Below are 26,504 nucleotides of genomic sequence, written 5' to 3'. Positions count from 1 at the left end.
GCGGCGGTCTTCCGTTCCGGTGATGGGGGAACGCACCCCACCACCTCCACTGCAGACCGCCGCTCGGATCGGCTTCTCGTTCCACTCGGGTCAGGTCGTGGCGACCTGACCGCCGGTCAGGCCCACTTGATCAGGCCCGCTTCCAGGTCGTTGCTCAGCCCGTCGATGACGGGCAGCATCCGCACGCCCACCGAGTACAGGCCGCTGTCCTTCAGGGGAATCTCGGCGCTGTACGTGCCGCCGCCGCGGCTGACCAGGGGCACGTGGGTCAGGTGACCGCCGCGGTTCAGGACGGCCTCGACGCGCAGTTCGTCCAGGTTGATCCCGGCGGGGTTCACCTGCGCGGTCACGGGGACGCTCTGGCCGGGGCGGGCGGTGGCGGGCAGCTGCGCCTGGGCGGTCAGGGTGGTGTAGGGCCACTGCTGGCGCACCCAGCCCTTCCACGCGGCGATCTCGCGGGCGCGGGTGCTGTTGCCGCTGGCGAGTGTCGCGCCGCGCTCGGCGATGGGCCGGTAGTACTTCTGCACGTAGTCGATCACCTGACGCTGCATGGAGAAGCGCGGGCTGACCGTCTGGATGGCGCGGCGCACCGTGGACGCCCAGGTGGGCTGGCCGCTCAGGCCGCCGTAGTAGCGGGGGGTGATGTCGGTTTCCAGCGTGTGGTACATGCTGAAGGCGTCCGCGTCGTCCTGGACGTTCAGGTCGGCGTACTCGCGTTCCTCACCGATCGGCCAGCCGTTCGTGCCATCAAAGCCTTCGCGCCACCAGCCGTCGAGGATGGACAGGTTGGGGCTGCCGTTGAAGCTGGCCTTCATGCCGCTGGTGCCGGAGGCCTCCAGGGGGCGGCGGGGGTTGTTCAGCCAGATGTCCACGCCCTGCACGAGGTGACGCGCGACGTGCATGTCGTAGTTCTCCAGGATGACGATCTTGCCGCGGAACTCGGGTTCCTGGCTGATCTTGTAGATCTCCTGGATGAAGGATTTGCCGGGGTTGTCGGCGGGGTGGGCCTTCCCGGCGAACACGAACTGCACGGGGCGCTCGGGGTGGTTCACGATGCGGCTCAGGCGGGCCTTGTCGCGGAACAGCAGCGTGGCGCGCTTGTACGTCGCGAAGCGGCGCGCGAAGCCGATGGTCAGGGTGTTCTCGTCGAGGAGGGTGTCGGTGGCGGCCACGTCGGCGGCCGACGCCCCGTTGCGCAGCATCTGCTCGCGCATGCGGCCGCGCACGAAGGTGATCATGTCGCGCTTCATGTCGCGCTGCACGTCCTGCAGCTGCTGATCCGTCAGCTTCTCGACGGCTTCCCACATCTGCTCGTCTTCCAGTCGCTCGGTCCAGTCGGCGGGCAGCACGGTGCCCAGAAGGTCCCGCATCGCCTGGGACGTGAAGGTGAGGTTGTGCGCGCCGTTCGTGACGTGCCCGATCGGCACCTCCTCGGTCTGTGCGCCGGGGTACAGGAACTTCCACATGTCGCGGCTGACCTCGCCGTGCAGTTCGGACACGCCGTTCGCCGCGCGGCTCATGTTCAGCGCGAACACCGTCATGGAGAAGGTCGGGACCGGGTGGCCGTCCCACATCTGCTCGTGCTCGGCCAGCCGGTACAGTTCGTCGCGGCTGGTGGCCAGCTGCGCGGGCCACGCGCCGATGTAGCGGTCCATCAGGTCGTACGCGAAGGCGTCGTTCCCGGCGGCGACGGGCGTGTGCGTGGTGAACAGCGTCGAGCTGGCGACCGTTTCCAGGGCGGTCTTGAAGTCCAGGCCGCGCGCCACGTACTCGCGGGTGCGTTCCAGGCCCAGCAGCGCGGCGTGGCCCTCGTTCATGTGGTACACGTCGCCGGGGACGTTCAGGACGCGCAGCGCGCGGATGCCCGCGACGCCCAGCAGGACGTACTGCTGCACGCGCAGTTCCTGGTTGCCGCCGTACAGGCGCGCCGTGAGCTTGCGGTCGTCCTCGCTGTTCTCGGGGACGTTGGTGTCGAGCAGCAGCACCTTGATGCGGCCCACGTTCAGGTTCCAGATGCGGACGTGCACGTCGCGCTCGCCGATGCGGACCTTCACGCGCGCCTCTTCACCCTTCTCGGTCAGGGCGGGCGTGATGGGCAGGGTGGTCAGGTCGAGTTCGTCGTAGGCCTCGTTCTGCCAGCCGTCCTTGTCGAACAGCTGCCGGAAATAGCCCTGGTGGAACAGCATGCCGACCGCCGTGAAGGGAATCCCGAGGTCCGAGGCGCTCTTGCAGTGGTCGCCCGCGAGGACGCCCAGACCGCCGGAGTAGATGGGCAGGGACTCGTGGAAGGCGTACTCCATGCTGAAGTACGCGACCGGCTTCATGCCGGCGGCGTTCTTCGCGGCCCAGGTGTCCTGCTTGCCCATGTAGGCGTCGAAGTCGGCCATGACCTTCGCGTAGCGCGCGAGGTACGCGGGGTCGGCGGCGGCCTGTTCCAGGCGGGCCTGGGGCACCTCGAGCAGCTGGCGGACCGGGTTGTGTTGGAAGCGCTCCCAATTTGGAGCGTCGAGTTCCTCGTACAGCGCCTGAGCGTGAGGCGTCCACGACCAGTAGAGGTTGTAAGCCAGTTCAGACAGCCGCGCGATGCTGGGCGGCAGCTGAGGCAGCACAGTGACCTTGCCAATGACGTTCATACCCGATGAGCTTACACTAAGCCTCTCTTTATCTGCTGAGCGCCGCCCCCGACTCACCTGAGAACCCCACCGGTCCCTGGTCGCCCCCTGGACAGAGCGAAAACACCGTCTCAGCCCTGCCTGGTCGCCTACAGGTCCCCACCGTTATCCCACTGCTTCCAGTGCGCCGCCGCGCCGCCCGCCCCCCGATGCCCCCGCCCCGGACGCCCAGCTGTCCAGACAGCGTCCGGCCTCTTCCCCCACCCAGAGACCCCATGACCCCAGACCCCCACGCCGCCCTGATGACCGAAGGTGACCGCCTCGCCCGGCAGCTCACGCAGACCCTGCACGTCACCACCCACGACCCCGCCCGCCTGACCCTGCTGGGCCGCAGCCTCGCCCTGAACCTCGTGAACGCCTTTCAGCAGACGCTGGAACACGTCACCCGCCACGCCGGGCACCCCGTCCACGCCCAGCTGACCTGCGACACCCACGGGCACGCCACCCTGCACCTGACCCGCGCCGGACAGTCCCTGGGGCACCTGCCGGCCGCCGACCTGCTGCGCGACCTGCTGTGGCCACGCGGGTACCTGCACCCCGCCGTCCACGCGCACCTCCAGGACGGCCTGAGCGGCAGCGAACATCACGCCACCCGAGCCCTGGTCGCCGCGTTGCGCCACCCCAGCGTGATGACCGGCATGGAAGCGAAGATCCGCGCCGTCCTGCCCCGGCCATGAGCGGCCATGTCCTCGGGCCCGTCCACACGGCCATCGCCGTCAGCGACCTGACCCACGAACTCGGCTACTGGCAGCAGGTCCTGGGCTTCACCCTGCTCGGCATCACCGAGGTGGGCGGTCCCCTCCCCGAACAGGAAACCGGCGTGCCCGGCCTGCGCAGCCGCCTCGCGATGCTCGCCCTGCACGGCCAGACCGTCGAACTGTACCAGCCGCTCGCGCCAGGGGGCCGCGCCACGTACCGGCCCAGCCCGGCCGACATCGGCTCCTGGCACCTCGCGTTCCGCGTCGCGGACCTCGGCGCGCTGATCCGCGACAGCGCCCCCTGGGGCTGGCAGGTCCGGGGTCAGGTGGCGGTCGTCACCGAGGGACCCGGCCCGGTCGGCGCGCGACTGGCGTACCTGCACAACGCGGACGGCACCATCCTGGAATTCATCCAGCTGCCCGGCTGATACGGACTCCGTCTGTTGCGTTCACCACCCGGAAGGACACCGGGTTGCCAACTCCACACCCGGAACCCGGTTTTCTCCTGCTTGCTCTGCTGCGCAGCTCTCCGAGTCCACTCGGGTTGAACGTTTTTGCCAACCTTTCAACCGGAGTCCCTAGGACAGGCCCTGATCACAGGGGTTCGTTCACGTCGCGGTCCTGCGGGTGCATGGCCGCGCGGACGGCCTGTGGGGACAGATGATCCAGGTCCAGCGGCATCGCGCGGCCCGAGAACCGCAGGCCGCGCGCCTCGACGGCACTCATCAGCTCGTCCCAGACGTCCTCGTACTCGGCGAGGGTCATGACGCTCCCGTCCGCGCGGGACAGCAGGCCCATCAGCGCCCAGGTGCGCGCCTCGAAGGATGTATCTGCGAAGGTCATGCCGCAGGGTAGACGGGAGGGCGTCACAGCCGCCTGCCACGCCGGACCTTAAGTGTGCGGAACTTCACCCCCGCGCTCACCCCTGCGGGAGTTCCGCCTCGACCAGGGTGCCGTGCCCGGGGCTGGACAGCACGCGGTACAGGCCGCCGCGCGCCTCGATCCGCTCGCGCATCTGTAACAGGCCCAGGCCGCCCGCGCTGCTCACGCGGCCCGTGATGGCGTCCGGGTCGAAGCCCGCCCCGTCGTCCTGCACGCGCAGCGTCACCCCCTCCGCGCCGTGCAGCGTCACCTTGACTTCCTGCGCGCGGGCGTGCTTGGCGACGTTGTTCAGGCTCTCCTGCAGGATCCGGAACACGACCGCCTCGTCCCCCGGCGCGAGGTGCACGTCCCCACTGACGTTCAGATGCACCCGCAGATTGTTCTGCTCGCCGAAATCCAGCACGTAGCGGCGCACCGTCTCCAGCAGTCCGTAGCGTTCCAGGTCGATGGGCCGCAGCGCGAAGATCGAGCGGCGCACCTCGCGGATCTGCTCGCGCAGCAGCGTCGTCGCGGCGCGCACCTCCGCCTCCGCCTTCGGGGGGTCAGTGTGGATCTGCCGGGCCACCACGTCCAGCTTCAGCGCCGCGAACGCCAGCGACTGCGCCACCCCGTCGTGAATCTCCCGCGCGATCCGGGCGCGCTCGTCACTGATCGCCAGTTCCTCCGAGTACAGGTACGCCCGCGCGTTGCGGACCGCCAGCGTCGCCTGCCCCGCCATCAGCGCCAGCAGCGACACCCGCGCGTCATCGAAGGCGTTCGGGTCCGGGTCGCCCAGCAGCAGCACACCCACCAGTCCCTCCTCATCCCGCATGGGCAGGCCCAGCACGCTGCGGGCCTCCGGGAACACCTCGCTGGCCTCCTCGTCCGTGGCCTTCAGGGCGGCCTCCGCGTGCGCGACCCGCTGCGCGAACGCCGGGGCCACCCCGCCGCGGCGCTCGCCGTGCGCGTCCTGCGCGTACTCCAGCCGCAGTACACCGTCCTGATCGCTCAGGACCACTGCGCGCGCCCCGGCCCCCACGCGGCCCGCCATGGCGTGCGTCACGCGGCCCAGCAGGCGGCGCATGTTGCGCTCGGCGCGGATGCTCTGATCCACCGAGTACAGCGTCATCAGGTCCAGCGTCCGCTGCCGCACCGCCTCCACACCCCGCGCGACCTCCGAGGCCAGCGCCTGCGCCAGCGCCTCGGCGTCCGCCGGGGGCGGCTCCTGGAAGTGCAGGGCCAGCGCCCCGCCGCCCGGCACCGGCACCTTCAGCGGATGCAGCGGCCCCGCCGCCCCGCCGCTCTCCCCCTCGGCGCTGGCCGTGCCGCTCAGGCCGCCCGGCACCGTCAGCGTCGCCCGCTGCGCCCCCGTCACGCGCACCGCGCCGCGCGCCGCGACGTCCAGCACCGCGCCCATGTCCGCCGCGTCCGACAGGTCCCGCATGAGTTCCTGCACCGCGCCCAGCCGCGCGTGCGACACCCGCAGCTCGCCGTACAGGTCCAGCAGCTGCCGCTCGGCCCGCTCGCGCGCGCGGGTACCCTCCGCGATCCACTCCACGCTGAAGTACGTCACCGCCGGCCCCACCAGTCCGTAGAACAGCAGGTGCGCCCACAGCTCCAGCGCCGCGCCGGGCAGCAGAGAGATCAGGAACTCCACCACGCCCACCACCAGCACGATCAGCGGCGGCAGGACGTTGCGCACCACCCGCACCCGGTCCGACAGCCGGAACCCCCGCGGCCCCCGCACCGGCGCGCCGTCCAGCGTCTCCGGCAGGGCGTCCGGCAGCCCGTCCGGCAGGGGCGAGAGATCAGGGGTCAGGGCGTCAGGAGCAGGCTGGCGCGGCGCAGGAGCGTCCGTCATACCCCCAGTCTAGGCCCCACCCGCCGGGCGAGCCGTCCCGGGCGGACTCAGCTGCCCGGCAGGTCGTCCGTGGCCTGGAGGTCCAGCTCTGGGGCGTCCGGTGCGGGCGCCTGCCGGGGGGCGGTCGTGCCGCGCGCGGCGGCGTCCTCCACCTTCCACTGCACCTGGCGCAGCAGCCCGCGGAACAGGCGGCTCTCGGCGCTGCTCATCAGTGCCCGGTCCAGCGTCGCCCGCCACAGCCGCAGCGTGTGCCGCGCCCGCACCGCGTCCGTGTACCCGATCAGGGTCATCGTCTCGCGCAGGTGCCCGTACAGGGCCTCCATCTCCTCGCGCGTGGCGGTCTTGCGCTGCCGCTCGGGCAGTTCCTCCTGCCCCTGCAGGAACTCGTAGCAGACCAGCAGCACCGCCTGCGCGAGGTTCAGGCTCGCGTAATCCCCGGTCGGGATGCGCACCGCCAGCTGACACTGCTCCAGGTCACTGTTGATCAGCCCGGTCTCCTCCGGGCCGAACACCAGCGCGGGCGCCGCCGCCGCGCGCACCAGCGGGCGCACGTACGCCGGGTGCTGCGGCGGAGCCAGATCCGCGCGCAGGCGGGCCGTGGTGCCCACGCTCAGGTCCCGGTCGGCCAGCGCCTCGCGCAGCGTCGGATACACCTTCGCCTCGCGCAGCAGGTCCGCTGCGTGGACCGCCATCGCCACCGCGCCGGAATCGAGGTGATCGCAGCGCGGCGCGACGAGCCGCAGGTCCCGCGCCCCCATGTTCAGCATGGCGCGCGCCGCCGAACCGATATTGCCAGGAGTTTTAGGAGAAACGAGCACCACCGCGAGATTCACACCCCCGATGGTACCGCAGCGGCGCAATTCGACCGCGCCGCCGCCCACGTTCAGCGCGCAGGTCAGGGCGAGCTGAGCAGTGGCGTCTCGTCCACGACGTGCAGGCCCCACTTCAGGTCGTGCGCGAGGTCCTCGGGCGTGTCCCCCCAGGAATCCATGCTGAGCTGCGTGACGCCGCGCGCGCGCAGGTGGGTGTTCACCTCGTTCAGCAGCGCCGAGCGCAGCGCCGTGTGCCGCCACAGCGGATGCACGCCCGGAGCGTCCACGCGGCCCTGCCCATCCTCGATGGCGGCGCGGCACACGCCGATCCCGCGCCCCTGGTCGTCCAGCGCGATCACGCTGACGTGCGCGTCGAAATCGCCCGCGCCGTCCCGCGCGGCGTCCTCGTGCACCGCGTGGTGCCCGATGCGGTCCTCGTAGGTGCGCAGCGCCTCCAGCCGCGCCGCGTGGGGCGTGTCGGCCAGGGCCAGCAGGGACGCCCCGTCCGGCGGGGTGACGTGCCGGTAGGGCACGCGGCCCTCCAGGCGGCGGTACGCGCCCGTCTCGCGCCAGCCCAGCGTCAGGAACGGCTCGGGCGGGAACAGGTGCCCGTCGGCGAACACGTACGCGCGGCCCACCTCGGCGCGCGCGGCGTCCGCCAGGGCCAGCGCCGCGCCTTCGCGCAGCGGCCCGCTGAACACGCCGCCGAGCAGTTCCGCGCCGTGCGCCGGGCTGGGCCGCGTCCCGGCGGCACCCAGGACCACCTCGCGCGGCTCGCCGTCCTCGCCGGACTGCACCTCGAACGCCACCCACGCCGCCGTGCACACGTCCGCCATCCACGCGACCGCTTCGGGCGGCGCGTCGTACAACGCGGCCAGCGCGGTCGTCAGACCCTCGCCGGACAGGCGCTCGACGTGGACCTTCCCGTCCGGCACGGTCACAGGCCCTCCAGGCCCGCCACGGGGCGCGGCGGGACGCTCAGGACGCGGGCGTACAGGCCCAGGTACTCGCGGGTCGGGCCGTCCCAGCTGAAATCCAGACTCATCGCCTCGGCGGCGCGGGCTGTCCACTCCGCACGGTCGTCGAAGGTCAGTCGCGCCTCGGCACAGGCCCGGGTCAGCGCCTGCGGGGTCGCCCCGGCGAAACGGAAGCCCACCTCGTGCGGGACGGTGTCCACCAGCCCGCCCGTCTCGCGCACCACGGGCAGTGTGCCGTAGCGCATGGCGATCATCTGCGACAGGCCGCACGGCTCGAAACGGCTGGGCATCGCGAAGGCGTCCGCGCCCGCGTAGATGCGGTGCGCCAGCGGCTCGTTCATGCCCTGCGCGAACGCCACCCGCGGGTGAGCGTCCCACTCGCGCAGCCCCGCCTCCAGGCGCGGGTCCCCGCCGCCCAGCACCACCACGTTCCAGTCGCGCGTCAGTTCGGGCAGCGCCCCGATGAGCAGGTCCATGCCCTTCTGCTCGGCCAGACGACTGACCACCCCCAGGATCGGCGCGTCGTCCAGCCCGAACTCCGCGCGCAGCGCCACCCCGCACGCCGCCTTGCCCGCCACGTCCGCGAACGGCGTGATGTCCGCGTCCGTCCGCGGGTCCCAGCGGTCCTGATCCAGGCCGTTCAGGATGCCGCTCAGGCGCCCCTCGTGCGTCAGGCGCACCAGCAGGCCCTCCAGGCCCTCGCCGTACTCGGGCGTGGTGATCTCCTGCGCGTACGTCGGGCTGACCGTCGTCACCTGCGACGCGAACACCAGCCCCGCCTTCATCAGATTCACGTCTCCGTGGAACTCCAGGCCCTCATGCGTGAACGCCCAGTCCGGCAGGCCCGTCCAGCCCGCCCCGTCGATCAGGTTCCAGCGCCCCTGGTACTGGAGGTTGTGCACGCTGAACACCGCCCGCAGCCCCGCCAGGCGCCCCAGGGCCACCACCAGTCCCGCCTGCCAGTCGTGCGCGTGCAGAACGTCCGGCGTGACGCCCACGCGCTCCAGCGCGGGCAGTACCGCGCGCGCGAACTGCGTGAAGCGCCACACGTCATCCGGGAAGTACAGCCCAGGCCGGTCGAACGCGCCCAGCCCCACGAACACGAACTGCACGCCGCCCTGCACCAGTTCTCCCACCCGCACGTCCGCCAGCGGCACCGACCCCGGCGCGTCCAGCGCCCCGCGCCAGACCTCCCGCACGGGCTGCGCGATATCCGCGTACCACGGCGATACCACCGTCACCGCCGCGCCCAGCCGCGCCTGCTGCGCCGGCAGCGCACCCAGCACGTCGCCCAGCCCACCGGACCGCGAGAACGGGAACACCTCGGACGCCACATGCACGACACGCATGCCCCGCACTCTACCCGCCCGCCGCGCCCCCACACGCGCGTCACTCAGGCAAGGCGGGGCGGGGGGTTTGACAAGCCCCTGGCCCATTGGTACACTTCCCCTCGCCCTGAACGAGGGCAGCCAAGAAAAGCTCTGCGGGCTCTTAGCTCAACGGTCAGAGCAGTCGGCTCATAACCGATTGGTTGCCGGTTCAAATCCGGCAGGGCCCACCACAATACCGGGCGGTTAGCTCAGCGGTAGAGCATTCGCTTCACACGCGAAGGGTCGTAGGTTCAAATCCTATACCGCCCACCACACAGAAAAAACCTCGCTTCGGCGGGGTTTTCTCCGTATGGGCCTGTCGGGTGAGCCTGCTGACCGTGCGCCACGGCGTGCGGTAGACTCCGGCCGTTCCCCACATGTCTCCCCTCATACCTGACCCGTCCGATCATGCCTGAGCAGCGCGCGCAGCTGCTGGCCGCCGTATTCCGCCGCGCACCCATCGGAATGGCGCTGCTGGGCACGGACGGCTCCTTCCTGGATGTCAACGACGCGCTGTGCGACCTGCTGGACGTCCCGCGCGCCGACCTGCTCGGCTGCGCCGCGCGGGACGTGACGCACCCCGCCGACCGGCCCGACGACGACATGCAGGTGCAGCGGACCCTGAGCGGCAAGCAGGACGGGTTCGAGCGGCGCCGCCGCTACCTGCGGCGCGACGGCAGTGTCGTGCAGGCGCAGGCCAAGGTCTCTCTGCTGGCGGGTACGTCGGGCGAACCGGGCGCGCTGCTGTTGCAGGTGCAGGACGTCACGGCCATGCAGGACCTGACCGAGCGGCTGCACCTGGCGGTGGACGCCACGCAGGACGGCATCTGGGACTGGCGGCCGCCGCTGGGCACCCTGGACTGCACCGACCGCTGCCTGCTGCTGGGCGGCGTGCCGCTGGGTGGTCGGACCCTGCGCGCCTGGTGGCGGGCCCTGCCGCCCGGCGAGCGGCCCCGGCTGCTGCGCGCCTACCGCCGGCACGCGCAGGGCAAGGCCGACGTCATCAATCTGGAGTTCCGCCAGCGTGGCGCGGACGGTGTCGAGCGCTGGCTGGCCCTGCGGGGCCGCGTCACGGGCCGTGACGGAAGCGTCATCACGCGCGTGACCGGCACGCTGTCGGACGTGACCGAGCGGGTGCAGGCGCAGCGGGACATGCAGGTGCTGCTGGACAACCTGCCCGCCATGATCGGCTACTGGGACGCCGGGCTGCGCAACCGCTTCGGGAACCGCGCGTATCTGGACTGGTTCGGGAAGACCCCGCAGCAGATGCGCGGGCGGCACATCCGGGACGTGATCGGCGCGGACTCGTACCGACTGAACCGCCCGTTCATGGACGCAGTCCTGCGCGGCGAGCCGCAGGTCTTCGACCGGACCATCACGGACGCGGCGGGTCGGGAGCGGCACACCGAACTGCGCTACGTCCCCGATGTGCAGGGCACAGAGGTCCGGGGCTTCTTCGCCCTGGGCACCGACGTCACCGCCCGGCGTGTGGCCGAGCAGGCGCTGCGCGAGCAGCGGGAACTGGCGCGCGTGACGCTGGCCAGCATCGGCGACAGCGTGATCACCACCGACCCGCACGGGCACGTCACGTTCCTGAACCCGGTCGCGCAGCGCATGACCGGCTGGACCGAGGCGCAGGCCGCCGGGCAGCCCATCGAGACGGTCATGCCGCTGCTGGACGAGACGACCCTGAGGGGCGCCCCGAACCCCCTGCGGGCCGCGCTGCACCGGCGCGAGATCATGGCCATGGCGGGCGGGACGGCGCTGCGTGCACGCAGCGGGGCGCTGCACAGCGTCGAGGATTCCGCCGCGCCGATCCTCAGTGACAGTGGGGAACTGCTGGGCGCCGTGATCGTCTTCCATGACGTGACGCAGACCCGCGCCATGGCGCTGCGCATGAGTCACCTCGCGCAGCACGACACGCTGACCGACCTGCCCAACCGCGTGCTGCTGCGCGACCGGATCGCGCAGGCGACCACCCTGGCCCACCGCCGGGGCGCGGCGTTCGCGGTGCTCTTTCTGGACCTCGACCACTTCAAGGAGGTGAACGACACGCTCGGGCACCACGCCGGGGACCAGCTGCTGCGCGAGGTGGCCCGCCGCCTGACCGGCACCCTGCGCGCCTCGGACACCGTCAGCCGCCAGGGCGGGGACGAGTTCATCATCCTGCTGCCCGAGGTGAGCAGCGCCGCGCACGTGCAGACCGTGATCGGCAAACTCATGGCGGCCGTCACCGCGCCGTACGACCTGGACGGGCAGGCGGCGCACGTCACGCTCAGCCTGGGCGCGGCCCTGTACCCGCAGGACGGCGCGGACCCCGACGAGCTGCTCAAGCACGCCGACGCCGCCATGTACCGCGCCAAGGCCGAGGGGCGCAACCGCCACCACTTTTACTCCCGCGCGCTGCACGGCGAGATCCAGCGGCAGCAGCAGCTGCGGCACGACCTGCGCGCCGCGCTGGACGCCGGGCAGTTCTGGCTGGCGTACCAGCCGAAGGTGAATCCCGCCAGCGGCGAACTGCTCGGCGCCGAGGCCCTGCTGCGCTGGAACAGTCCGGACGGCCCGGTGTCCCCCGCCACGTTCATCCCGGTCGCCGAGGAGACCGGACTGATCGTCCCGCTGGGCCGCTGGGTGCTGCGCGAGGCCTGCGCGCAGGCGCGCCGCTGGGCGGACGCCGGGCAGCCGCTGGCGGTGTCCGTGAACATCAGCGCGGCGCAGTTCGCCGACCCCACCTTCGTGGACACCGTGCAGGCCGAACTGCGCGCCAGCGCCCTGAGTGCGCACCTGCTGGAACTGGAGGTCACCGAGACGCTCCTGATGCGCCACGTCGAGCACGTGCAGCGCAACCTGGGCGTCCTGCGCGCCCAGGGCGTGCAGGTCAGCATCGACGATTTCGGCACCGGGTACTCCAGCCTCAGCTACCTGCACGAGTTCCCTGTGACCACCCTGAAGATCGACCGGTCGTTCCTCGCGCCCGGCCGCAGCGGCCCGCAGGCGACCGCGCTGATCACCGCCATCATCGGGCTGGGCCGCGCCCTGAACCTGCAGGTGATCGCCGAGGGTGTCGAGCAGCCTGCCCAGGTCCGGGCCCTGCTGGACCTGGGCTGCGCCGCCATGCAGGGCTACCTGTTCGCGCCGCCCCTGCCCCCGGCGGCCTTCGAGGCGTGGCGGCGCGACTGGCCCGCCCAGCACGCGGCCCTGACCGCCCAGGCCTAGGCCAGTGGGGGGCGCGGGCGTGCCCGTGCGCCTTTCGGGGGACGCCACGCGCCGCTGCGGACCGCTACGCTGCGCGGCATGATAAGGGTGATGGATCAGGGAGGCCCGACCCGACCCGCCCGCCCCGCCCCCCGGCACGCGCTGGCGGAACTGCTGGACCCCGCCACGTACCGCGCCGCCGCGTACGTGCTGCTCAGCGTGCCCGCCGGGACGCTCGTGGCGGCGCTGCTGACGGCCGCCGTGCTCGTGGGCGTGCTGAGCCTGCCGGTCCTGATCGGGGCGCTGTTCCTGATCGGGGCGCTGTGGCTGGTCGTGGGCCTCGGGGACGCGCAGCGCACCCTGATGGGCGTGCTGGGCGTGCGCTTCGCGCGGCCCGCCCCCGCGCTGCGGCCCGGCGGGCTGCTCGGGTGGCTGGGCGCCACGCTGGGCGACCCCGCCACGTACCGCACGCTGCTGTTCCACGTGATCCAGCTGCCGCTGGGCGTGATCTGCTGGGTGGTGCTCGCGACGCTGCTCGCGGCGGTCGTGCTGGGCCTGGGCGCCCCGGTGTGGCTGATGGACAAGAGCGTCCCGCTCGTGTGGAACGAGTGGACGCTGGAGCCCGGCCCGGTCGCCGTGGCGGGCCTGATGCTGACCGGCGCGGGCGCACTGCTCGTCACGGCGGGCGTCGTGAACCTGATGGGCCGCATGTGGACCCGCCTGGGCGCCGCCCTGCTCGCCCGCGACCCCGCCGAGGCGGCGCGGCGCGAGGTGATCGCCCTGCGCCGCGCCGCCGGGAGGGTCGCGCTGGGCGACGACCTGCCCGCCACGCTGCGTGACCTGACCACGCAGGCGCGGGCGGCCAGCACCGCAGACGCGGTCGCGCTGGTCGCCCCGGACGGCACGCTGCGCGCCCTGGACGCGGGTTTCGGCCCACCGGACCTCGCGGCGCTGAGCGGCCCGCTGACCCGCCCGCCGGCGCCCGGCGAGGCCAGCCTGACGGCCCTGAGCGGCGGGGCGGCCCTGGCGGCGTTGCCCGTCACGCTGCCCGCCAGTGCCGGGGCAGACGGCGGGACCCTGCGCGCCCTGTACGCCCCGGGCACCCGGCCCGGCGCGGACGAACTGGCGTTCCTGCTGTCCATTGCCGACCACGCCGGGACCGCGCTGCACGCCACGCAGCTGATCGAACGGGCGGGCGCGCGCGCCGGGGAGCAGGAACGCGCCCGGCTGGCCCGTGAACTGCACGACAGCGTCGCGCAGGCGCTGTACGGCATCACGCTGGGCGCCAAGACCGCCCGCGCCACCCTGGAACGCGACCCGGACCGCACCCGCCAGAGCCTGGAGTACACCATCCGCCTCGCCGAGGGCGGCGTGTCGGAGATGAAGGCGCTGCTGTTCAGCCTGCGCCCCGACGCGCTGGAGGAAGGCGGCCTGATCGCCGCGCTGACCCAGCACGCCCACGCGCTCGAAGCCCGCCACGGCCTGACCGTCCACGCCGACCTGCGCGAGGAACCCGCCCTGAGCCCCGACGCGCAGGCCGCCGCGTACCGCGTGGCGCAGGAGGCGCTGCACAACACCGTCAAGCACGCCCGCGCGGGTCAGGTGTGGCTGAGCGTCACCCAGGACGCCACGCACGTCACCCTGAGCGTCCGCGACGACGGGCGCGGCTTCGACGTGACCGCCCAGGGCCGCGGCACGCTCGGGCAGCGCAGCATGCGCGAACGCGCCGCCGGGGCCGGCGGCACCCTGGAAGTCCTCAGCGGCCCCGGCCAGGGGACCCGCGTCACCCTGACCCTCCCCGCCACCCGGCCGGAGGAGAGCGCGTGACCAGCCTGCCCGCCTCGCGCCCCCTGGCGCCCACCCTGCGGCGCATGGCGGCCGGGCTGCTCCTGGCGGGCGTGGGCGGCCTGCTCGTGTGGCAGGGCAGCGGCCGCACCCTGACGCCCGGCATGAGCGTGCAGGACACGCCCATCAGCGTGCAGCTGGACGGCCCGCTCCCGCTGGACCTCGCCAGCAGCGCCGCCCTGACCGTCGGCGGGGACCGCACCGACCTGACCATCACCGCCCTGAACGCCGGGAGTCCCTACGCCCTGCGCGGCCGCGCGCACCACCGCGCCCGTAACCCCGTGCAGGCCGACGTGACCCGCCAGGGCCGCGCCATCACCGCCGCCCTGAGGCTGAACGTGCAGCCCCTGCGCGAACGCGGCGTGGTCATCAGCGGCCCCGAGGGTGTGCAGCACCGCCTGGAGGTCGGGGTCAGCCGCGACCTGCCCGTCACGCTCAGCACGAGCACCGCCAGTGGTGACCAGAACCTGAGCCTCACGCCGCTGCGCCTGCGCGCCCTGACCGTCCGCAGCGACAGCGGCGACCAGACCCTGACCCTCCCCGCCCGCGAGGCCGGGGCCGTCAGCGCCGTCAGCCGCAGCGGCGCCGTCACCCTGACCGCCCCGCGCGGCAGCCTCACCGACGCGCTGCGCGTGAACACCGGCAGCGGCGACCAGCGCCTCGACCTGGGCAGCCTGACCACCCAGACCCTGGGTGTCGGCACCGACAGCGGCCGCGTGCGCCTGACCCTCCCGGTCCTCACCGGGCGCGGCACCGTCACCACCGGCAGCGGTGACATCCGCATCTCCGCCACCGCCCGCACGCGCGGCAATCTCGACGTGCGCAGCCAGAGCGGACACGTCACCCTGATCCTCCCGCCCACCCTGACCGCCCGCGTCCGCTACCCCGACCGCGACACCCAGACCTTCCCGGAGGGCCGTCCCCCCAGCCCCACGCCCGCGCTGGACGTGTTCGTGGACGCCGGGAGCAGTACCGTCACCACCACCGACCCCGACCGCGCCCCTGACCCGCCCTCCAGCTCCAGCCGCGCCCTGACCCGCCGATAGACCCCTACCCGGAGACCCCACATGACCCACGACCCCACCCCCGAACCCGCCACTGCGCCCGCTCCCGTCCGCGTGCTGCTCGTCGACGACCACGCCGTCGTCCGCCAGGGCCTGCGTCTCTTCCTCGGCCTCGACCCCCTGATCGACGTGATCGGCGAGGCCGCCAACGGCGAGGAAGCCCTCCAGGCCGCCGCCACCCTGCACCCCGACGTGGTCATCATGGACCTGATGATGCCCGTCATGGACGGCATCACCGCCACCCGCACCCTCAAACGCCAGCACCCCGACACCGAGGTCATCGCCCTGACCAGCACCCTGGAGGAACACAAGGTGAACGGCGCCATCGAGGCGGGCGCGATCAGCTACATGCTCAAGGACGCCAGTTCCGACACGCTGGCCGACGCCATCCACGCCGCCGCGCGCGGCGAGGTCCGCCTGCACCCCGAGGCTGCCAAACGCCTCGTCCGGGACTTCCGCGGCGGCGAGATGCGCGAGAGCCTCACGCCCAAGGAAACCATCGTGCTGCAACTTCTCGCGCACGGGTACAGCAACCGCGACATCGCCACCGACCAGGGCGTCAGCGAGGCCACCGTCAAGACCCACGTGTCGCGTCTGCTCAGCAAACTCGGCCTGGACAGCCGCACCCAGGCCGCCCTGTACGCCCTGAAACACGGCATCGCCACCCTGGACGGCGTGAACGTGTAATACGGACTCTGGTTGAAAGATTCTGCAAACCTTTCAACCAGAGCGGAGCGAGCACGAGCGAAACGGAATCCGTGTAACTACGGGGCGTCGTCCGGCGGCCAGCCGAGCACCGCCCGCAGGCCCGTCATGCAGTCCGCGCGGTACACCGCCAGATCCGGGTCCGGGTCGGCCAGGAAGCGCACGCTGAGGCCCTCGACGATGGCCCGCAGCAGCCGCGCCCGGCCCTCCGCACCGGCTGAGCCCACCAGCCGGGCCAGTTCCAGATCCACCGCCAGCGACTCGGCCAGGAACGCCCGCTGCATGGTCATCAGGTCCGCGTCGCGCGTGGCGGCGGCCAGGAAATCCAGGGACACCGTGTAGAACCGCCGGGTGTTCACCAGCCCGTAGAACTGGTTGTCCACGTACGCCCTCAGCTTCCCCTCGGGCGTGTCCGAGAGCCGCACCGCGCGCCGGGTCGCCACCGCGATCGTCCGCGAGAACCGCCGCATAACGGCCGCGAGCAGGCCCGCGCGGCTCCCGAAGTGGTACACCAGCGTGCCCCGGCTGACCCCGGCGTGCGCGGCGATGTCCGCCAGCGTGACGCCCGCGTACCCCCGCTCGTAGATCGCGAGGTACGCCGCCTTCTCCAGCGCCGCCCGCCGCGCCCGGTCCTGAATGGGATTCACCTTGCGCGCCATCCCCCCCAGCATCCCGGCTGCGCGGGCGAAGGTCAAGGCGCAGAGGCAGGCCGGGGTGAATGAGAAGTGGAGAGGGGGCGGTGCAGTTCGGTCACGGACCTTCGGCGCAGCGGCCCTTCGGCTGGTGGGACGCGAGCGACCCACTTCCCACTCCCTACTGCCCACTTCCCCCAATCACCGCGACGATCAGCGTGACGGTCAGCGCGGCGAGCCCCATGCCGATGGAGGCGGCCGCCCCCGCCCACTCGCCTTCCTCGCGCGCGCGCGCGGTCCCGATGCCGTGCGCGACGGACCCGATGGCGATGCCGCGCGCCAGGGGGTGCCGGACGCGCAGGGTGCTCAGGATGGTGGGGAGGATCAGTGCGCCGATCAGGCCGGACAGCACCGCCAGCGTGGCGGCCAGCGCGGGGGGCGCGTGCGTGAATGGCGCGAGTTGCAGCGCGACGGGGCTGGTGGCGGGCGCGGTGTGCAGGGCCCGCTGCGCGTCGGGGGAGAGGTGCAGTGCGCGGGCGAGCAGCGTGTCCACCGTGACGCCCAGCGCCGTGCCGCTCAGGCCGCCGAGCAGCAGCGCCCGCCACTGCCGGGCCAGCAGCGCCCGCAGGCGGTACAGCGGTACGGCCAGCGCGACCACGGCGGGCGTGAGCAGCGCCGAGAGCGGCTGCACGTCGTGCAGGTACGTGTCGTACGGCACCCGCGTGAGCAGCAGTGCCGCCGCGACGAGCAGCGTGCCGATCAGGGTCGGGTTCGCCAGTGGCGACCGCAGCCGCAGCTGCGCCAGCACGCCCGCCGCGAAGGCCAGCAGCGTGAGCATGATCCAGATCAAGCGTCCTCCGGTCGCAGCAGGCGCGACGCGATCAGGCCCGCCGCGCCCGCTCCCACGAGCAGCCCCGCCGTCATGACCAGCAGCCACAGGCCCCACGCCGCGCCCGCCCCCAGGAATTGCAGGAAGCCTGCGGTGGCGGGAATGAACAGCAGGCCCAGCACGCCCAGCAGGCCGTCGGCGGCGTCCGTGATCCAGTGCAGCCGCACCAGTTTCAGGCCCAGCGCCGCCCACAGCAGCACCAGCCCCACCACCGACCCCGGCAGCGGCAGCCCCAGCGCGCCCGTCAGGGCCTGACCGGCCGCCGCGAACGCCAGCAGCAGGCCCAGCCCCAGCACGAAGCGGGCCGGGGCCGGCAGGCGCGCCGGGACCGACCCGGACGTCACGGGCTCAGCCCGCCTGGGCGCTCAGGCGCGCGAGCATCCCGCGCACGACCTGCTTGGCGTGGCGGGCCACCAGCGGCATGAACTCACGGTAATCCACCTTCGCGTCGTGGTCGGCCGTGTCGCTGACCGAACGGATCACCACGAACGGCACGCCCGCCTTCGCGCACACCTGCGCGACCGCCGCGCCCTCCATCTCGGCGCAGGCCGCACCGAAGGCCGTCCACAGGCGCGTCACGCCCTCCCTAGAGGCGATGAACTGATCGCCGCTCGCCACGCGGCCGTCCAGCACGCGGATGCCCTCCACGTCCCGCGCGGCCTCCAGCGCCACCAGCCGCAGCGTGTCATCCGCCGGCCACGCCGGCAGTTCGCCCGGCACGGTGCCCGCCGCGTAGCCCAGGGCCGTCACGTCCACGTCGTGCTGCACGCAGTCGGTGCTCACCACGATGTCCCCGACGCGCAGTTCGGGGTGCACGCCGCCCGCCACGCCCGTGAAGATCACGCGGGTCGCGCCCTGCATCAACAGGTACGTCGTGGTCATCGCGGCGTTCACCTTCCCGATCCCGCCGCGCGTGAGCAGCACCGGCACGCCGTCCAGCGCGCCCCGGTGCAGCGTCACGCCGGGGAACGACAGATCCTCCCGGGCCATGAGATCCGCCAGAAGCAACTCGATTTCTTCGTCCATCGCGCCAATGATCGCCAGCATGGGGTGCAGTCTAGCCCTGACCGGGGCGCAGTGGGGGAAGTCGGGCATGGGGAGTGGGCCGGTCCTCCGCGTTCCGGGCGCCGGGGACTGCATGAGCGGGGCAGCGGTCCTGCCCCACTCCCTGCGCCTCGCCGCCCGCTTCCGGCCTCCTCATGGGCGGGGGGTATGCTCGACCTCATGACGGACCCTGCCCGGAACCCTCGCGACACCCTGGACGTCAGCGCCCTGCGTCACCCCGACTCGCTGAAATGGACGCTGTACCCGGAAGACGTCATTCCCATGTGGGTGGCGGACATGGACTTCCCGGTCGCGCCGCCCATCATGCGGGCCCTGCACGAGCGGCTGGACGCGGGCCTGGGGTACGCGCAGCTGCGCGGCGACACCCGCCTGAAAGACGCCCTGCTGCCGAAGCTGGCCGCGCAGGGCCTGGAGGGCCTGACCGCCGAGAACCTGACGTTCCTGCCGGGCGTCGTGCCGGGCATCTACGCCGCCGTGCACGCCCTGACCACGCCGGGCGAACCGGTCGTGACCATGACGCCCATCTACCACCCGTTCCACATGGCGATCACCGAACTGGGCCGCCGCGTGGCGGGCGTGCCGCTGCGCGACGGCGAGCACGGCTTCGAGATCAACTGGGCGGCGATGGACGCCGCGTCGCGCGGGTCGCGCCTGCTGCTGCTGTGTCACCCGCACAACCCCACCGGCCGCGTCTGGACCGCCGAGGAACTGCAGAAACTGCGCGACCTCGTGCTGGCGCGCGACCTGTTCGTCATGAGTGACGAGCTGCACGCCGACCTGCGCTTCACGGCCGGGCCGTTCGAATCGTTCGCCGCCGACCCGCGCGTGCAGAGCCGCACCATCACCCTGACCGGACCGTGCAAGGCCTTCAACACGGCCGGGCTGGGCATCGGCGCGATGATCAGCCACAGCGCCCAGCTGCTGACCCGCGTGCGCGGCGCGGCGGGCGGACTGATGGGTCACGAGAGCGCCCTGAGCATCACCATGTGGCGCGCCGCTCTGGCCGAGGGGGGCCCCTGGCTGGCCGAGACCGCCCAGTACCTGCGGGAGAACCGCGACTTCATGGCGGCGTTCCTGCGCGAGCGACTCCCCTGGGTGCGCTTCCACGTCCCCGAGGCGACGTACCTCGCGTGGCTGGACCTGCGCGCCCACCCGCGCGCCGGGGACATCCAGACCTTCCTGCTGGAGGACGCGCGGGTCGCCATTCACGACGGCCCGGTCTTCGCGCACGAGGGCCACAAGCCGCAGTACCAGGGCTTCATCCGCCTGAACTTCGCCACCAGCCGCGAGCTGCTGACCGAGGCGCTGACCCGCATGGAACGCGCCCTGAACGCCACGAAGTAGGCATTTGGGGAGTGGATGCGGTGCTGCTCCACTTCCCACTCCCTACTCCCCACTTACTGCGAGGTGAGTTCGCGCAGCCGCTCGATCAGGGGCCGCAGGCGCTCGCGGCGGGTCTTGAGGGCCGCGCGGTTCACGACCAGCCGCGCGGTCGAGTGGAACAGCACGTCCACCTCCTCCAAGTTGTTCGCGCGCAGGGTGCTGCCCGTCTGCACGAGGTCCACCACGGCGTCCGCGAGGCCCGTCAGGCACGCCAGTTCGATGTTCCCGCTGAGCTTGACGATCTCGGCGGGAATGCCGCGCGCGTTCAGGTACGCGCGGGCCGCGCGGGGGTACTTCGTGCCGACCCGCGCGATGTCCCCGTCCGCGCCGACCTCGCGGATCAGGGAGAGGCGGCACCCGGCAAATTTCAGGTCCACCGGTTCGTACACGGTGCGGCCCGACTCGATCAGCACGTCCTTCCCGACGATCCCGGCGTCCGCGACGCCCAGGTCCACGTACACCGGCACGTCCTGGTTACGCAGCTCCAGTACGGTCACGCCGGGGAACTCGTGGCGCAGCGCGCGGGATTTCTCGGGCATGGTCAGCGGCAGGCCCGCCTGCGACAGCAGCGCGATGGCGTCTTCGAGGATGCGGCCCTTGGGCAGCGCCAGGGTCAGGTGACCGGGGTCACGGGTGGGGGCGGGGGTCACTGCGTCACCTCCGTGGCGGGCTGGAAGGTCAGTGTGCCGCCCTGACTGCTGGCCCAGCGGTGGATGCCGCGCGCCGTGCTAAACGCCCGCAGCTCGGTCCGGTCGTCCGTCCAGGCGAGTTCCGCGTGCAGGCCCTGCGCGCGCGCCGCGTCGGCCGCCGCGAGATCCAGGGCCAGCACCAGCTCCGGTTCGGGAGGCAGGTCGCCGGCCAGGGCGCGCATCAGGCGTTCCAGGCCCAGCGCGAAGCCCGCGCCCGGCAGGCCCCCCTCCAGCGCGTAGCGACCCCCGCCCAGCACCGGCTGGTTCAGGCCCGGCGCGTACGCGCGGAACGTCAGCCCGGTGTAGTAGTCGTAGCGGCGGCTGACGCCCAGGTCGAACAGCAGCGGCCCCGCGTACAGCGCGGCCACGCGGCGCAGGTGCGCGACCGCCTCCTGCGCGCGCGTGCCGCGCGCCAGCCCCTGCGCGGCGTCCAGCACCTCGGGACCGCCGTACAGGTCCGTCAGGGCGTGCAGGGTGCGGCGCGTGTCGCCGCCCAGCCCGAACTGGCCGCACAGCAGGTCCACGTCCGCGCCACTCTTGCGGTCGATCGCGTCGTGCAGCGCCGCCCGCGCCGCGCCGTGCAGCCCGGCGTCCTCCAGCACGGCGTCCACGAAGCCCGGATACCCGACCTCCAGCGCCGCGCCCACCCCCACTTCCCGCATCGCCGCCGCCGCCAGGTGCAGCAGTTCCGCGTCCGCCTGCGCGGTCTCCACGCCGATCAGTTCCACGCCCAGCTGATTGAACTCCCGCAGGCGCCCCAGTTCGCTGTTCTGCGCGCGCAGCCACAACCGCCCCGAGTACTGCAACCGCAGCGGGAATGGCCCCTGCGGGTACCGGGTACGGACCAGGCGGCCCACGGCGGTCGTGAACTCGCTGCGCAGCGACAGCACCTGCCCGCCCGAGTCGATCAGTTTGAACGCCACGGCGTCCTGCGGATGGTGCGCGCTGGCGTACTCCAGGGCGGGAACCTCCACGCCACGGTACCCCCAGCGGGAGAACAGGCCGGACAGCTGCGCGCGGATCGCTTCACGCTGCGCCCACTCGGGCGGCAGCACGTCGCGCGTGCCCTCCGGAATGAACGCCGACACGCGCGGCCCGGGGCCGGCAGCGGCAGCGGATGATGAGGCGGACGAATTCACGCCCGGCATTCTAAGCGCCACCCGCGCCGCCCACCGTCATCCCCGTCTGACCTCCCCGTTCCTGCCGGGCCGCGACCCGGTCCAGGCCCGCGCACGCGGCGGGTATACTCTGCCCTGTATGCGCCGCTCCCCGATCCTCGCCCTGCTGGGAGCCAGCCTGATCCTCACGCTGGGCAGCTGCGCCCGCACCACCGACAACTTCACGCCGCGCATCAGCGTCACCGACACCGGCGCCACCCGCAACGCCAACGGGTTCCTGGTGCAGGGCTACGTCCTGGACGACACGGGCGTCACGGACATCCAGGTGGACGGCAAGAGCATTCCCATCCAGCCCGGCAGCCGCAAGATCGCTCGCTTCCAGTTCCAGGCGGTGCTGTCCACGCCCACCGGGCAGTACGCCATCACCGCCCGCGACGCCGCCGGGAACGAGGCGAAACTGGTGCTGCCGGTCAGCGTGGACCCCACGCGGCCCACCGTGAAGGTCACCCGCTTCGAACGCAGCGGGAACGTCATCCGCGTGTCCGGCGTCGCCAGCGACAACGTCCGTGTCGCGCAGGTCAGCGTGGACGGCAACCGCCTGAACATCACTCCCGGCGCCAGCGTCGAGTTCTACGCCGAGACGACCGGCATCTGGGCGGACATCGTGGTCACCGACACCGCCGGGAACACCACCAACCTCCGCGCCCGCTGACCCTTCGCGAACGGGCCTCCACCCTGCGGGTGACGCGCCCGTGTCCGGCGGCACGGTAGCCTGCGCGGGTATGCACGACCTGACCAGCCTGATCCTCTCCGCGTCCTACGCGGGCCTGTTCGCCATCGTCTTCGCCGAGACCGGACTGCTGCTGGGGTTCTTCCTGCCGGGTGACACCCTGCTGCTCGCCGCCGGGGTGCTCGCCGCCGGGGGCGCCCTGAGCCTCGGGGGGATCATGGCGGCCGTTGTGGCGGGCGCGGTCCTGGGCTGCGTCGCCGGGTACTTCATCGGCGGGAAGGTCGGGCCGCGCGTGTTCGCCAGTCAGGACGCCCGGTACTTCAGACCCGAGTATGTGACCCGCGCCGAACTGTTCTTCGCGCGGTACGGCTGGCTGGCTGTCGTCCTGGCCCGCTTCGTGCCGGTCGTGCGGACCCTGGTGCCCACCATGGCCGGCGTGAGCCGCATGCCCCTGGCGCCGTTCACGCTGTACAACATCGTCGGCGCGATCCTGTGGGGCGTCAGCGTCCCCGCCCTGGGGTACTTCTTGGGCGACCGCATCCCCCACCTTGACCGCTACATCCTGCTCATCGTGGGGGGCTTCGTCGTGATCAGCATCGTGCCCGTGCTGCTGAAGGTTATGCAGGCCCGCCGCGCGACCTAACGCTGGACGTGGGAACTGGAGGGGGCTGGAATGACGACGATGCAGAGGACCGGACTGGTGCTGGCGTGCGTCCTGCTGGCCGTGACGATCGGGGTAGGCCTGCGAATGGCGCGCGACGGGAGAATGGCGCTGCCCCCTGCGGTGACCCTTCCCCCGGACGCCCCGCTGCCAGAGCCGAAGGCAGTCACGCGGGCGTGCGTGGCTCATGCGCGCTGGAATCTCGCCAAGCTGTACGGGGCAGAGGGACCGTCCAACCGCTTCGTCAGCGTGACGCCGGTCACCGCGCAGATCTGGAAGGTGCGGGGCGAACTGCTGGGCCTGAAGAATGGGCGCGTGACCCTCTACCTGTACGAGTGCCTGAACGGGCCCGGTGGGCCGGGCGTGAACATTCACCCCCGCCCGTCCGGCACCCCATAGAGGGGAGGGGCCGGGCGCGCGGGGACAGGCAGGGGTCAGCCGCGCAGGATGCGGGCTTCGTTCGGGCGCAGGGCCGCGCCGCTCGCGGGCTGGTCGCCCAGGCTGCTCAGGAGTGTCTGGCCGCGGGCGAGGTCGCCCAGGTCGTGGGTCTGCGCGCCGAAGTTCAGCAGGACGGTCAGGGTGCCGCTGTCGTCCTGGCGGATGAAGGCGAACACGTCGTCTGGGGCGTCCACGCTGCGGTATGTGCCGCCGATCAGCGCGGGGTGCTCTTGGCGCAGGCGGGTCAGGGCGCGGAAGTAGTTCAGGTCGCTGGCCGGATCGCCCTCCTGCGCGGCGACGTTCAGGGTGGCGAAGTCGTCGGCGATGGGCAGCCAGGGGGTCGTGCCGTCCGCGCTGAAGCCCGCGTTTACGGAAGCGTCCCACTGCATGGGGGTGCGCTCCGGGTCGCGGCCCGCCTCGGGGCTGTCGGGCTGTTGCAGCGCGGCGGGGTCCACGATGCGGTCGGCGGGAATCTCGACGTCGCGCATGCCGATCTCGTCGCCGTAGTACACGGTGGGGGTGCCGCGCAGGGTCAGCAGCAGGGTCTGCGCCACGCGGTACTGCGCGTCGCCCAGGCGGCTGCGGAAGCGGTGTTGGTCGTGGTTGCCGAGCACCCAGTTCGGCCACGCGCCCGCCGCGAGGCTCGCCGCGTCGTAGCTGTCCGTGAAGCGCCGCACGTCCTGTGCCTGCCAGGGCATCAGGATCAGGTGGAAGTTGAACGGGAGGTGCACCATCCGCGCGTCCTCCGTGCCGGAGTACGGCAGGAGCTGCTCGACCGGCAGGTAGATCTCGCCGACCATCATGCGGTCGTCGAACTCGTCCAGCACGGCGCGCATCTCGCGGATGTACTCGTGCGTCTCGGGCTGGTCCTGCGTGTAGGGGTGCAGGAGGCTCCAGTGTTCGGGCTGCCCGGGCTGCCAGTCGGGGTTCTCGGGTTCGTCCAGGTAGCGGTCGTCCTCGGCCAGCAGCCAGATGACGTCCACGCGGAAGCCGTCCACGCCGCGGCGCATCCAGAAGCGCAGCGCGTCGAACATCGCCTCCCTGACCGCCGGGTTGCGCCAGTTCAGGTCCGGCTGGCTGGGCAGGAACTGGTGCAGGTAGTACTGCCCGCTGGCCTCGTCCAGCGTCCAGGCGGGCCCGCCGAAGAAGGACTTCCAGTTGTTCGGCACGCCGCCGCTGGGGGCCGGGTCGCGCCACACGTACCAGTCGCGTTTCGCGCTGCCCTTGCCCGTCAGTGCCTCCTGGAACCACGCGTGGTCACTGGACGAGTGGTTGGGCACGTAGTCCAGCATGACCTTCAGGTCCAGGCGGTGCGCCTCGGCCACGAAGGCGTCGAAGTCCTCCAGGGTGCCGAACAGCGGGTCGATGTCGCAGTAGTCGGCGACGTCGTAGCCGAAGTCGCGCATGGGGCTCCGGAAGATGGGGGAGAGCCACACGGCCTTCACGCCCAGGCTGGCCACGTAGGGCAGGCGGCGGGTGATGCCGCGCAGGTCGCCCACGCCGTCGCCGCTGTCGTCTTGGAAGGAACGCGGGTAGATCTGGTAGATGATGCCGCTCTGCCACCACTTCAGCTCGCCGGTCAGGGAGGGGGTCATGCCCAGCACAGTACGGTCTGAATCGTTTCAGATCAAGTGGGGCAATGGGAAGTGGAGAGTAGGGGGGTGGGAAAGGCTGTCCCCTCCACTCCCTACTTCAGGGTGCAGGCGTGTCCGAGCCCAGGCGCACGGTCACGTCCGCACCGGACGCCAGCGGCTGATCGCTGACCGTCCCGAACCCCACGTCGCGCAGCACCCGCGCCGCCGCCTCGCCGGACGCGGTGGTCTTCGCGGGGCCGCGCGTTTCGTTCACGATCCAGACGTTCGCGTACCCCAGGCCCTCCAGCCGCTCCTTCAGGCGGCGGGCGCTGCCGTCCGGGGCGTCGGTGTTCACGACCGCCACGCCCAGCGACCGCGGATCGTTCGGGTCACGGAAGTTCTTCGCGATCAGCGTGCCCAGTGCGGCGCGGTCCACCTCCCAGATGCTCAGGCCGCCCCGACGTCCGAAGTCCCCCGGCACCTGATGCGTTTTCACCTGCATGCCGCTGAGCCCCGCGCCCATCAGCGCTCCCACCTGTTCGCGGGTCAGGTTCGACTTCATGTTGCGATCCACCGCCGCGACCATCAGCGGGAGCCGCCACACGTTCAGCGGGTTGCGCACCTGCGCGCCCAGCGCGGACACGAACTGCTGCTGCCGCCCGATCCGCCCGATATCGCCCAGGTTGTCGTGCCGGAAGCGCAGGAAGCCCACCATCTGCTCGCCGTTCAGGCGCTGCCGCCCGGGCTTCAGGTCGATGTGCAGGTTCCCGGCATTGTCGTCGTATTTCATGGCCTGCCCCACATCCACCGTGACGCCGCCCGCCGCGTCCGTCAGGGCGGGCACGGCGTTCAGGCTGAGCAGCGCGTAGCCGTCCACCGGCAGGCCCGTCAGGTCCTGCACGGCGTGCATCAGGCCCTCGGGACCGCCGCTGCGGTTCGCGCCGTTGATCTTGCCCCACCCGGACTCCGGGACGTTCACCCATGAGTCCCGTGGAATGCTGAGCAGGTTCACCCGTCCGTCCGGCCACGCCTGCGCCAGCATGATCGTGTCCGTCCGGCCCACGTACGGATCCGCCACGGGCGGATAGGGCCAGACCTTGACCCGGTCGTTGTATTCCACGTCCACGCCCGCCAGCACCAGATTCACCGGCCCGTCGGCCTTGCGCGGCAGCGTGCCGTACCGCGCGAGAAACGGCGCGGCAGGCGACAGGACCGCCCCCACGCCCGCCAGGACGACCAGACCAACGACAACCGGAGTACGCACG

24 protein-coding genes and 2 tRNA genes are annotated in these 26,504 nt (G+C 72.1%); 12 read left to right on the top strand and 14 right to left on the bottom strand.

Going from position 1 to position 26,504, the window contains the following annotated elements:
- Window positions 1-116: 116 nt before the first annotated feature.
- The gene (gene glgP / locus SY84_RS04390; RefSeq protein ID WP_046842989.1) at window positions 117-2,633 is read right to left on the bottom strand and encodes an alpha-glucan family phosphorylase; all 2,517 of its coding nucleotides are present in this window, start codon (window positions 2,631-2,633) and stop codon (window positions 117-119) included.
- A gap of 254 nt (window positions 2,634-2,887) precedes the next feature.
- On the opposite strand from glgP, the gene SY84_RS04385 reads away from it, so the two are divergent.
- Window positions 2,888-3,349, top strand: coding sequence for a hypothetical protein (locus SY84_RS04385; protein ID WP_046842988.1), 462 nt, complete (start codon window positions 2,888-2,890; stop codon window positions 3,347-3,349).
- Window positions 3,346-3,798, top strand: coding sequence for a VOC family protein (locus tag SY84_RS04380; protein ID WP_046842987.1), 453 nt, complete (start codon window positions 3,346-3,348; stop codon window positions 3,796-3,798). Before SY84_RS04385 ends, SY84_RS04380 begins: the two co-directional genes overlap by 4 nt.
- Window positions 3,799-3,964: 166 nt before the next feature.
- Here SY84_RS04380 and SY84_RS04375 read toward each other — a convergent pair whose 3' ends face one another.
- The 5 genes from SY84_RS04375 to SY84_RS04355 all read right to left on the bottom strand — a co-directional run bounded on the left by SY84_RS04375 (window position 3,965) and on the right by SY84_RS04355 (window position 9,230).
- Window positions 3,965-4,213 carry a hypothetical protein gene (locus SY84_RS04375; RefSeq protein WP_046842986.1) on the bottom strand — a complete coding sequence of 83 codons (249 nt, stop codon included), beginning with the start codon at window positions 4,211-4,213 and terminating at the stop codon, window positions 3,965-3,967.
- Window positions 4,214-4,289: 76 nt separating this feature from the next.
- On the bottom strand, window positions 4,290-6,092 hold the full coding sequence (locus tag SY84_RS04370; RefSeq protein ID WP_081424507.1) for a GAF domain-containing sensor histidine kinase: 1,803 nt from the start codon (window positions 6,090-6,092) through the stop codon (window positions 4,290-4,292).
- 47 nt (window positions 6,093-6,139) lie between these two features.
- Window positions 6,140-6,925 (bottom strand): RNA methyltransferase, encoded by a 786-nt coding sequence (locus SY84_RS04365; RefSeq protein ID WP_046842985.1) that lies wholly within the window; start codon window positions 6,923-6,925, stop codon window positions 6,140-6,142.
- 62 nt (window positions 6,926-6,987) lie between these two features.
- Entirely contained in the window at window positions 6,988-7,845 is an 858-nt protein-coding gene (locus tag SY84_RS04360) for a hypothetical protein (protein ID WP_245621409.1), read from the bottom strand.
- Window positions 7,842-9,230 (bottom strand): glycogen synthase, encoded by a 1,389-nt coding sequence (locus SY84_RS04355; protein ID WP_046842984.1) that lies wholly within the window; start codon window positions 9,228-9,230, stop codon window positions 7,842-7,844. The genes SY84_RS04360 and SY84_RS04355 overlap by 4 nt, the downstream gene beginning before the upstream one ends.
- A gap of 136 nt (window positions 9,231-9,366) precedes the next feature.
- Here SY84_RS04355 and SY84_RS04350 point away from each other — a divergent pair.
- The 6 genes from SY84_RS04350 to SY84_RS04325 all read left to right on the top strand — a co-directional run bounded on the left by SY84_RS04350 (window position 9,367) and on the right by SY84_RS04325 (window position 16,042).
- Window positions 9,367-9,442, top strand: a tRNA-Ile gene (locus SY84_RS04350).
- Window positions 9,443-9,449: 7 nt separating this feature from the next.
- Window positions 9,450-9,524 (top strand) — tRNA-Val (locus SY84_RS04345).
- 135 nt (window positions 9,525-9,659) lie between these two features.
- Window positions 9,660-12,467 carry an EAL and GGDEF domain-containing protein gene (locus SY84_RS15770; RefSeq protein ID WP_052751037.1) on the top strand — a complete coding sequence of 936 codons (2,808 nt, stop codon included), beginning with the start codon at window positions 9,660-9,662 and terminating at the stop codon, window positions 12,465-12,467.
- Between the two features lie 90 nt (window positions 12,468-12,557).
- Complete coding sequence (locus tag SY84_RS04335) at window positions 12,558-14,273, top strand: sensor histidine kinase (protein ID WP_046842983.1); 1,716 nt, start codon at window positions 12,558-12,560, stop codon at window positions 14,271-14,273.
- Entirely contained in the window at window positions 14,270-15,337 is a 1,068-nt protein-coding gene (locus SY84_RS04330) for a DUF4097 family beta strand repeat-containing protein (RefSeq protein WP_245621408.1), read from the top strand. The genes SY84_RS04335 and SY84_RS04330 overlap by 4 nt, the downstream gene beginning before the upstream one ends.
- Before the next feature lie 21 nt (window positions 15,338-15,358).
- Window positions 15,359-16,042: a response regulator gene (locus SY84_RS04325; protein ID WP_046842982.1), complete on the top strand. Its 684-nt coding sequence runs from the start codon at window positions 15,359-15,361 to the stop codon at window positions 16,040-16,042.
- A 77-nt stretch (window positions 16,043-16,119) separates the two neighbouring features.
- Here SY84_RS04325 and SY84_RS04320 read toward each other — a convergent pair whose 3' ends face one another.
- The 4 genes from SY84_RS04320 to SY84_RS04305 form a co-directional block, all read right to left on the bottom strand.
- Window positions 16,120-16,719 carry a TetR/AcrR family transcriptional regulator gene (locus SY84_RS04320; RefSeq protein ID WP_046842981.1) on the bottom strand — a complete coding sequence of 200 codons (600 nt, stop codon included), beginning with the start codon at window positions 16,717-16,719 and terminating at the stop codon, window positions 16,120-16,122.
- Between the two features lie 154 nt (window positions 16,720-16,873).
- Window positions 16,874-17,542, bottom strand: coding sequence for an LrgB family protein (locus SY84_RS04315; protein WP_046842980.1), 669 nt, complete (start codon window positions 17,540-17,542; stop codon window positions 16,874-16,876).
- On the bottom strand, window positions 17,539-17,925 hold the full coding sequence (locus SY84_RS04310) for a CidA/LrgA family protein (RefSeq protein WP_046842979.1): 387 nt from the start codon (window positions 17,923-17,925) through the stop codon (window positions 17,539-17,541). Before SY84_RS04310 ends, SY84_RS04315 begins: the two co-directional genes overlap by 4 nt.
- 4 nt (window positions 17,926-17,929) lie before the next feature.
- A complete protein-coding gene (locus tag SY84_RS04305; protein WP_046842978.1) occupies window positions 17,930-18,628 on the bottom strand; it encodes a 5'-methylthioadenosine/adenosylhomocysteine nucleosidase in 699 nt (232 codons plus the stop codon).
- Between the two features lie 177 nt (window positions 18,629-18,805).
- Here SY84_RS04305 and SY84_RS04300 point away from each other — a divergent pair, with 177 nt between their 5' ends.
- Window positions 18,806-19,990 carry a MalY/PatB family protein gene (locus SY84_RS04300; protein WP_046842977.1) on the top strand — a complete coding sequence of 395 codons (1,185 nt, stop codon included), beginning with the start codon at window positions 18,806-18,808 and terminating at the stop codon, window positions 19,988-19,990.
- A 53-nt stretch (window positions 19,991-20,043) separates the two neighbouring features.
- Here the strand turns inward: SY84_RS04300 and hisG are convergent, their stop codons facing one another.
- Window positions 20,044-20,679, bottom strand: coding sequence for an ATP phosphoribosyltransferase (gene hisG / locus SY84_RS04295; protein ID WP_046842976.1), 636 nt, complete (start codon window positions 20,677-20,679; stop codon window positions 20,044-20,046).
- Window positions 20,676-21,857 carry an ATP phosphoribosyltransferase regulatory subunit gene (locus SY84_RS04290; protein ID WP_245621407.1) on the bottom strand — a complete coding sequence of 394 codons (1,182 nt, stop codon included), beginning with the start codon at window positions 21,855-21,857 and terminating at the stop codon, window positions 20,676-20,678. Before SY84_RS04290 ends, hisG begins: the two co-directional genes overlap by 4 nt.
- Window positions 21,858-21,975: 118 nt before the next feature.
- Between SY84_RS04290 and SY84_RS04285 the strand changes: the two genes are divergently transcribed.
- From SY84_RS04285 to SY84_RS04275, 3 genes are all read left to right on the top strand, one after another.
- A complete protein-coding gene (locus SY84_RS04285; RefSeq protein ID WP_046842974.1) occupies window positions 21,976-22,548 on the top strand; it encodes a hypothetical protein in 573 nt (190 codons plus the stop codon).
- A 70-nt stretch (window positions 22,549-22,618) separates the two neighbouring features.
- Window positions 22,619-23,209: a DedA family protein gene (locus tag SY84_RS04280; RefSeq protein ID WP_046842973.1), complete on the top strand. Its 591-nt coding sequence runs from the start codon at window positions 22,619-22,621 to the stop codon at window positions 23,207-23,209.
- Window positions 23,210-23,239: 30 nt separating this feature from the next.
- Window positions 23,240-23,626, top strand: a complete 387-nt coding sequence (locus SY84_RS04275; RefSeq protein WP_157882888.1) for a hypothetical protein — start codon at window positions 23,240-23,242, stop codon at window positions 23,624-23,626.
- A 35-nt stretch (window positions 23,627-23,661) separates the two neighbouring features.
- On the opposite strand, the gene SY84_RS04270 is transcribed toward SY84_RS04275, so the two are convergent.
- Both SY84_RS04270 and SY84_RS04265 read right to left on the bottom strand, forming a co-directional pair.
- Window positions 23,662-25,260: an alpha-amylase family glycosyl hydrolase gene (locus SY84_RS04270; protein ID WP_046842971.1), complete on the bottom strand. Its 1,599-nt coding sequence runs from the start codon at window positions 25,258-25,260 to the stop codon at window positions 23,662-23,664.
- Window positions 25,261-25,357: 97 nt separating this feature from the next.
- Window positions 25,358-26,503, bottom strand: a complete 1,146-nt coding sequence (locus SY84_RS04265) for an LCP family protein (protein ID WP_046842970.1) — start codon at window positions 26,501-26,503, stop codon at window positions 25,358-25,360.
- Window position 26,504: the final 1 nt, after the last annotated feature.

Source organism: Deinococcus soli (ex Cha et al. 2016), assembly GCF_001007995.1.
Taxonomy (GTDB): Bacteria; Deinococcota; Deinococci; order Deinococcales; family Deinococcaceae; genus Deinococcus; species Deinococcus soli.
This window is presented reverse-complemented; position numbering and strand designations above follow the sequence as displayed.

What these genes read in the sequence shown, in the direction of transcription:
- glgP (WP_046842989.1), bottom strand. Translation starts at nt 2,633, where the DNA reads ATGAACGTCATTGGCAAGGTCACTGTGCTGCCTCAGCTGCCGCCCAGC.
- SY84_RS04385 (WP_046842988.1), top strand. Translation starts at nt 2,888, where the DNA reads ATGACCCCAGACCCCCACGCCGCCCTGATGACCGAAGGTGACCGCCTC.
- SY84_RS04380 (WP_046842987.1), top strand. Translation starts at nt 3,346, where the DNA reads ATGAGCGGCCATGTCCTCGGGCCCGTCCACACGGCCATCGCCGTCAGC.
- SY84_RS04375 (WP_046842986.1), bottom strand. Translation starts at nt 4,213, where the DNA reads ATGACCTTCGCAGATACATCCTTCGAGGCGCGCACCTGGGCGCTGATG.
- SY84_RS04370 (WP_081424507.1), bottom strand. Translation starts at nt 6,092, where the DNA reads ATGACGGACGCTCCTGCGCCGCGCCAGCCTGCTCCTGACGCCCTGACC.
- SY84_RS04355 (WP_046842984.1), bottom strand. Translation starts at nt 9,230, where the DNA reads ATGCGTGTCGTGCATGTGGCGTCCGAGGTGTTCCCGTTCTCGCGGTCC.
- SY84_RS15770 (WP_052751037.1), top strand. Translation starts at nt 9,660, where the DNA reads ATGCCTGAGCAGCGCGCGCAGCTGCTGGCCGCCGTATTCCGCCGCGCA.
- SY84_RS04335 (WP_046842983.1), top strand. Translation starts at nt 12,558, where the DNA reads ATGGATCAGGGAGGCCCGACCCGACCCGCCCGCCCCGCCCCCCGGCAC.
- SY84_RS04325 (WP_046842982.1), top strand. Translation starts at nt 15,359, where the DNA reads ATGACCCACGACCCCACCCCCGAACCCGCCACTGCGCCCGCTCCCGTC.
- SY84_RS04320 (WP_046842981.1), bottom strand. Translation starts at nt 16,719, where the DNA reads ATGGCGCGCAAGGTGAATCCCATTCAGGACCGGGCGCGGCGGGCGGCG.
- SY84_RS04305 (WP_046842978.1), bottom strand. Translation starts at nt 18,628, where the DNA reads ATGCTGGCGATCATTGGCGCGATGGACGAAGAAATCGAGTTGCTTCTG.
- SY84_RS04300 (WP_046842977.1), top strand. Translation starts at nt 18,806, where the DNA reads ATGACGGACCCTGCCCGGAACCCTCGCGACACCCTGGACGTCAGCGCC.
- SY84_RS04285 (WP_046842974.1), top strand. Translation starts at nt 21,976, where the DNA reads ATGCGCCGCTCCCCGATCCTCGCCCTGCTGGGAGCCAGCCTGATCCTC.
- SY84_RS04280 (WP_046842973.1), top strand. Translation starts at nt 22,619, where the DNA reads ATGCACGACCTGACCAGCCTGATCCTCTCCGCGTCCTACGCGGGCCTG.
- SY84_RS04275 (WP_157882888.1), top strand. Translation starts at nt 23,240, where the DNA reads ATGACGACGATGCAGAGGACCGGACTGGTGCTGGCGTGCGTCCTGCTG.
- SY84_RS04270 (WP_046842971.1), bottom strand. Translation starts at nt 25,260, where the DNA reads ATGACCCCCTCCCTGACCGGCGAGCTGAAGTGGTGGCAGAGCGGCATC.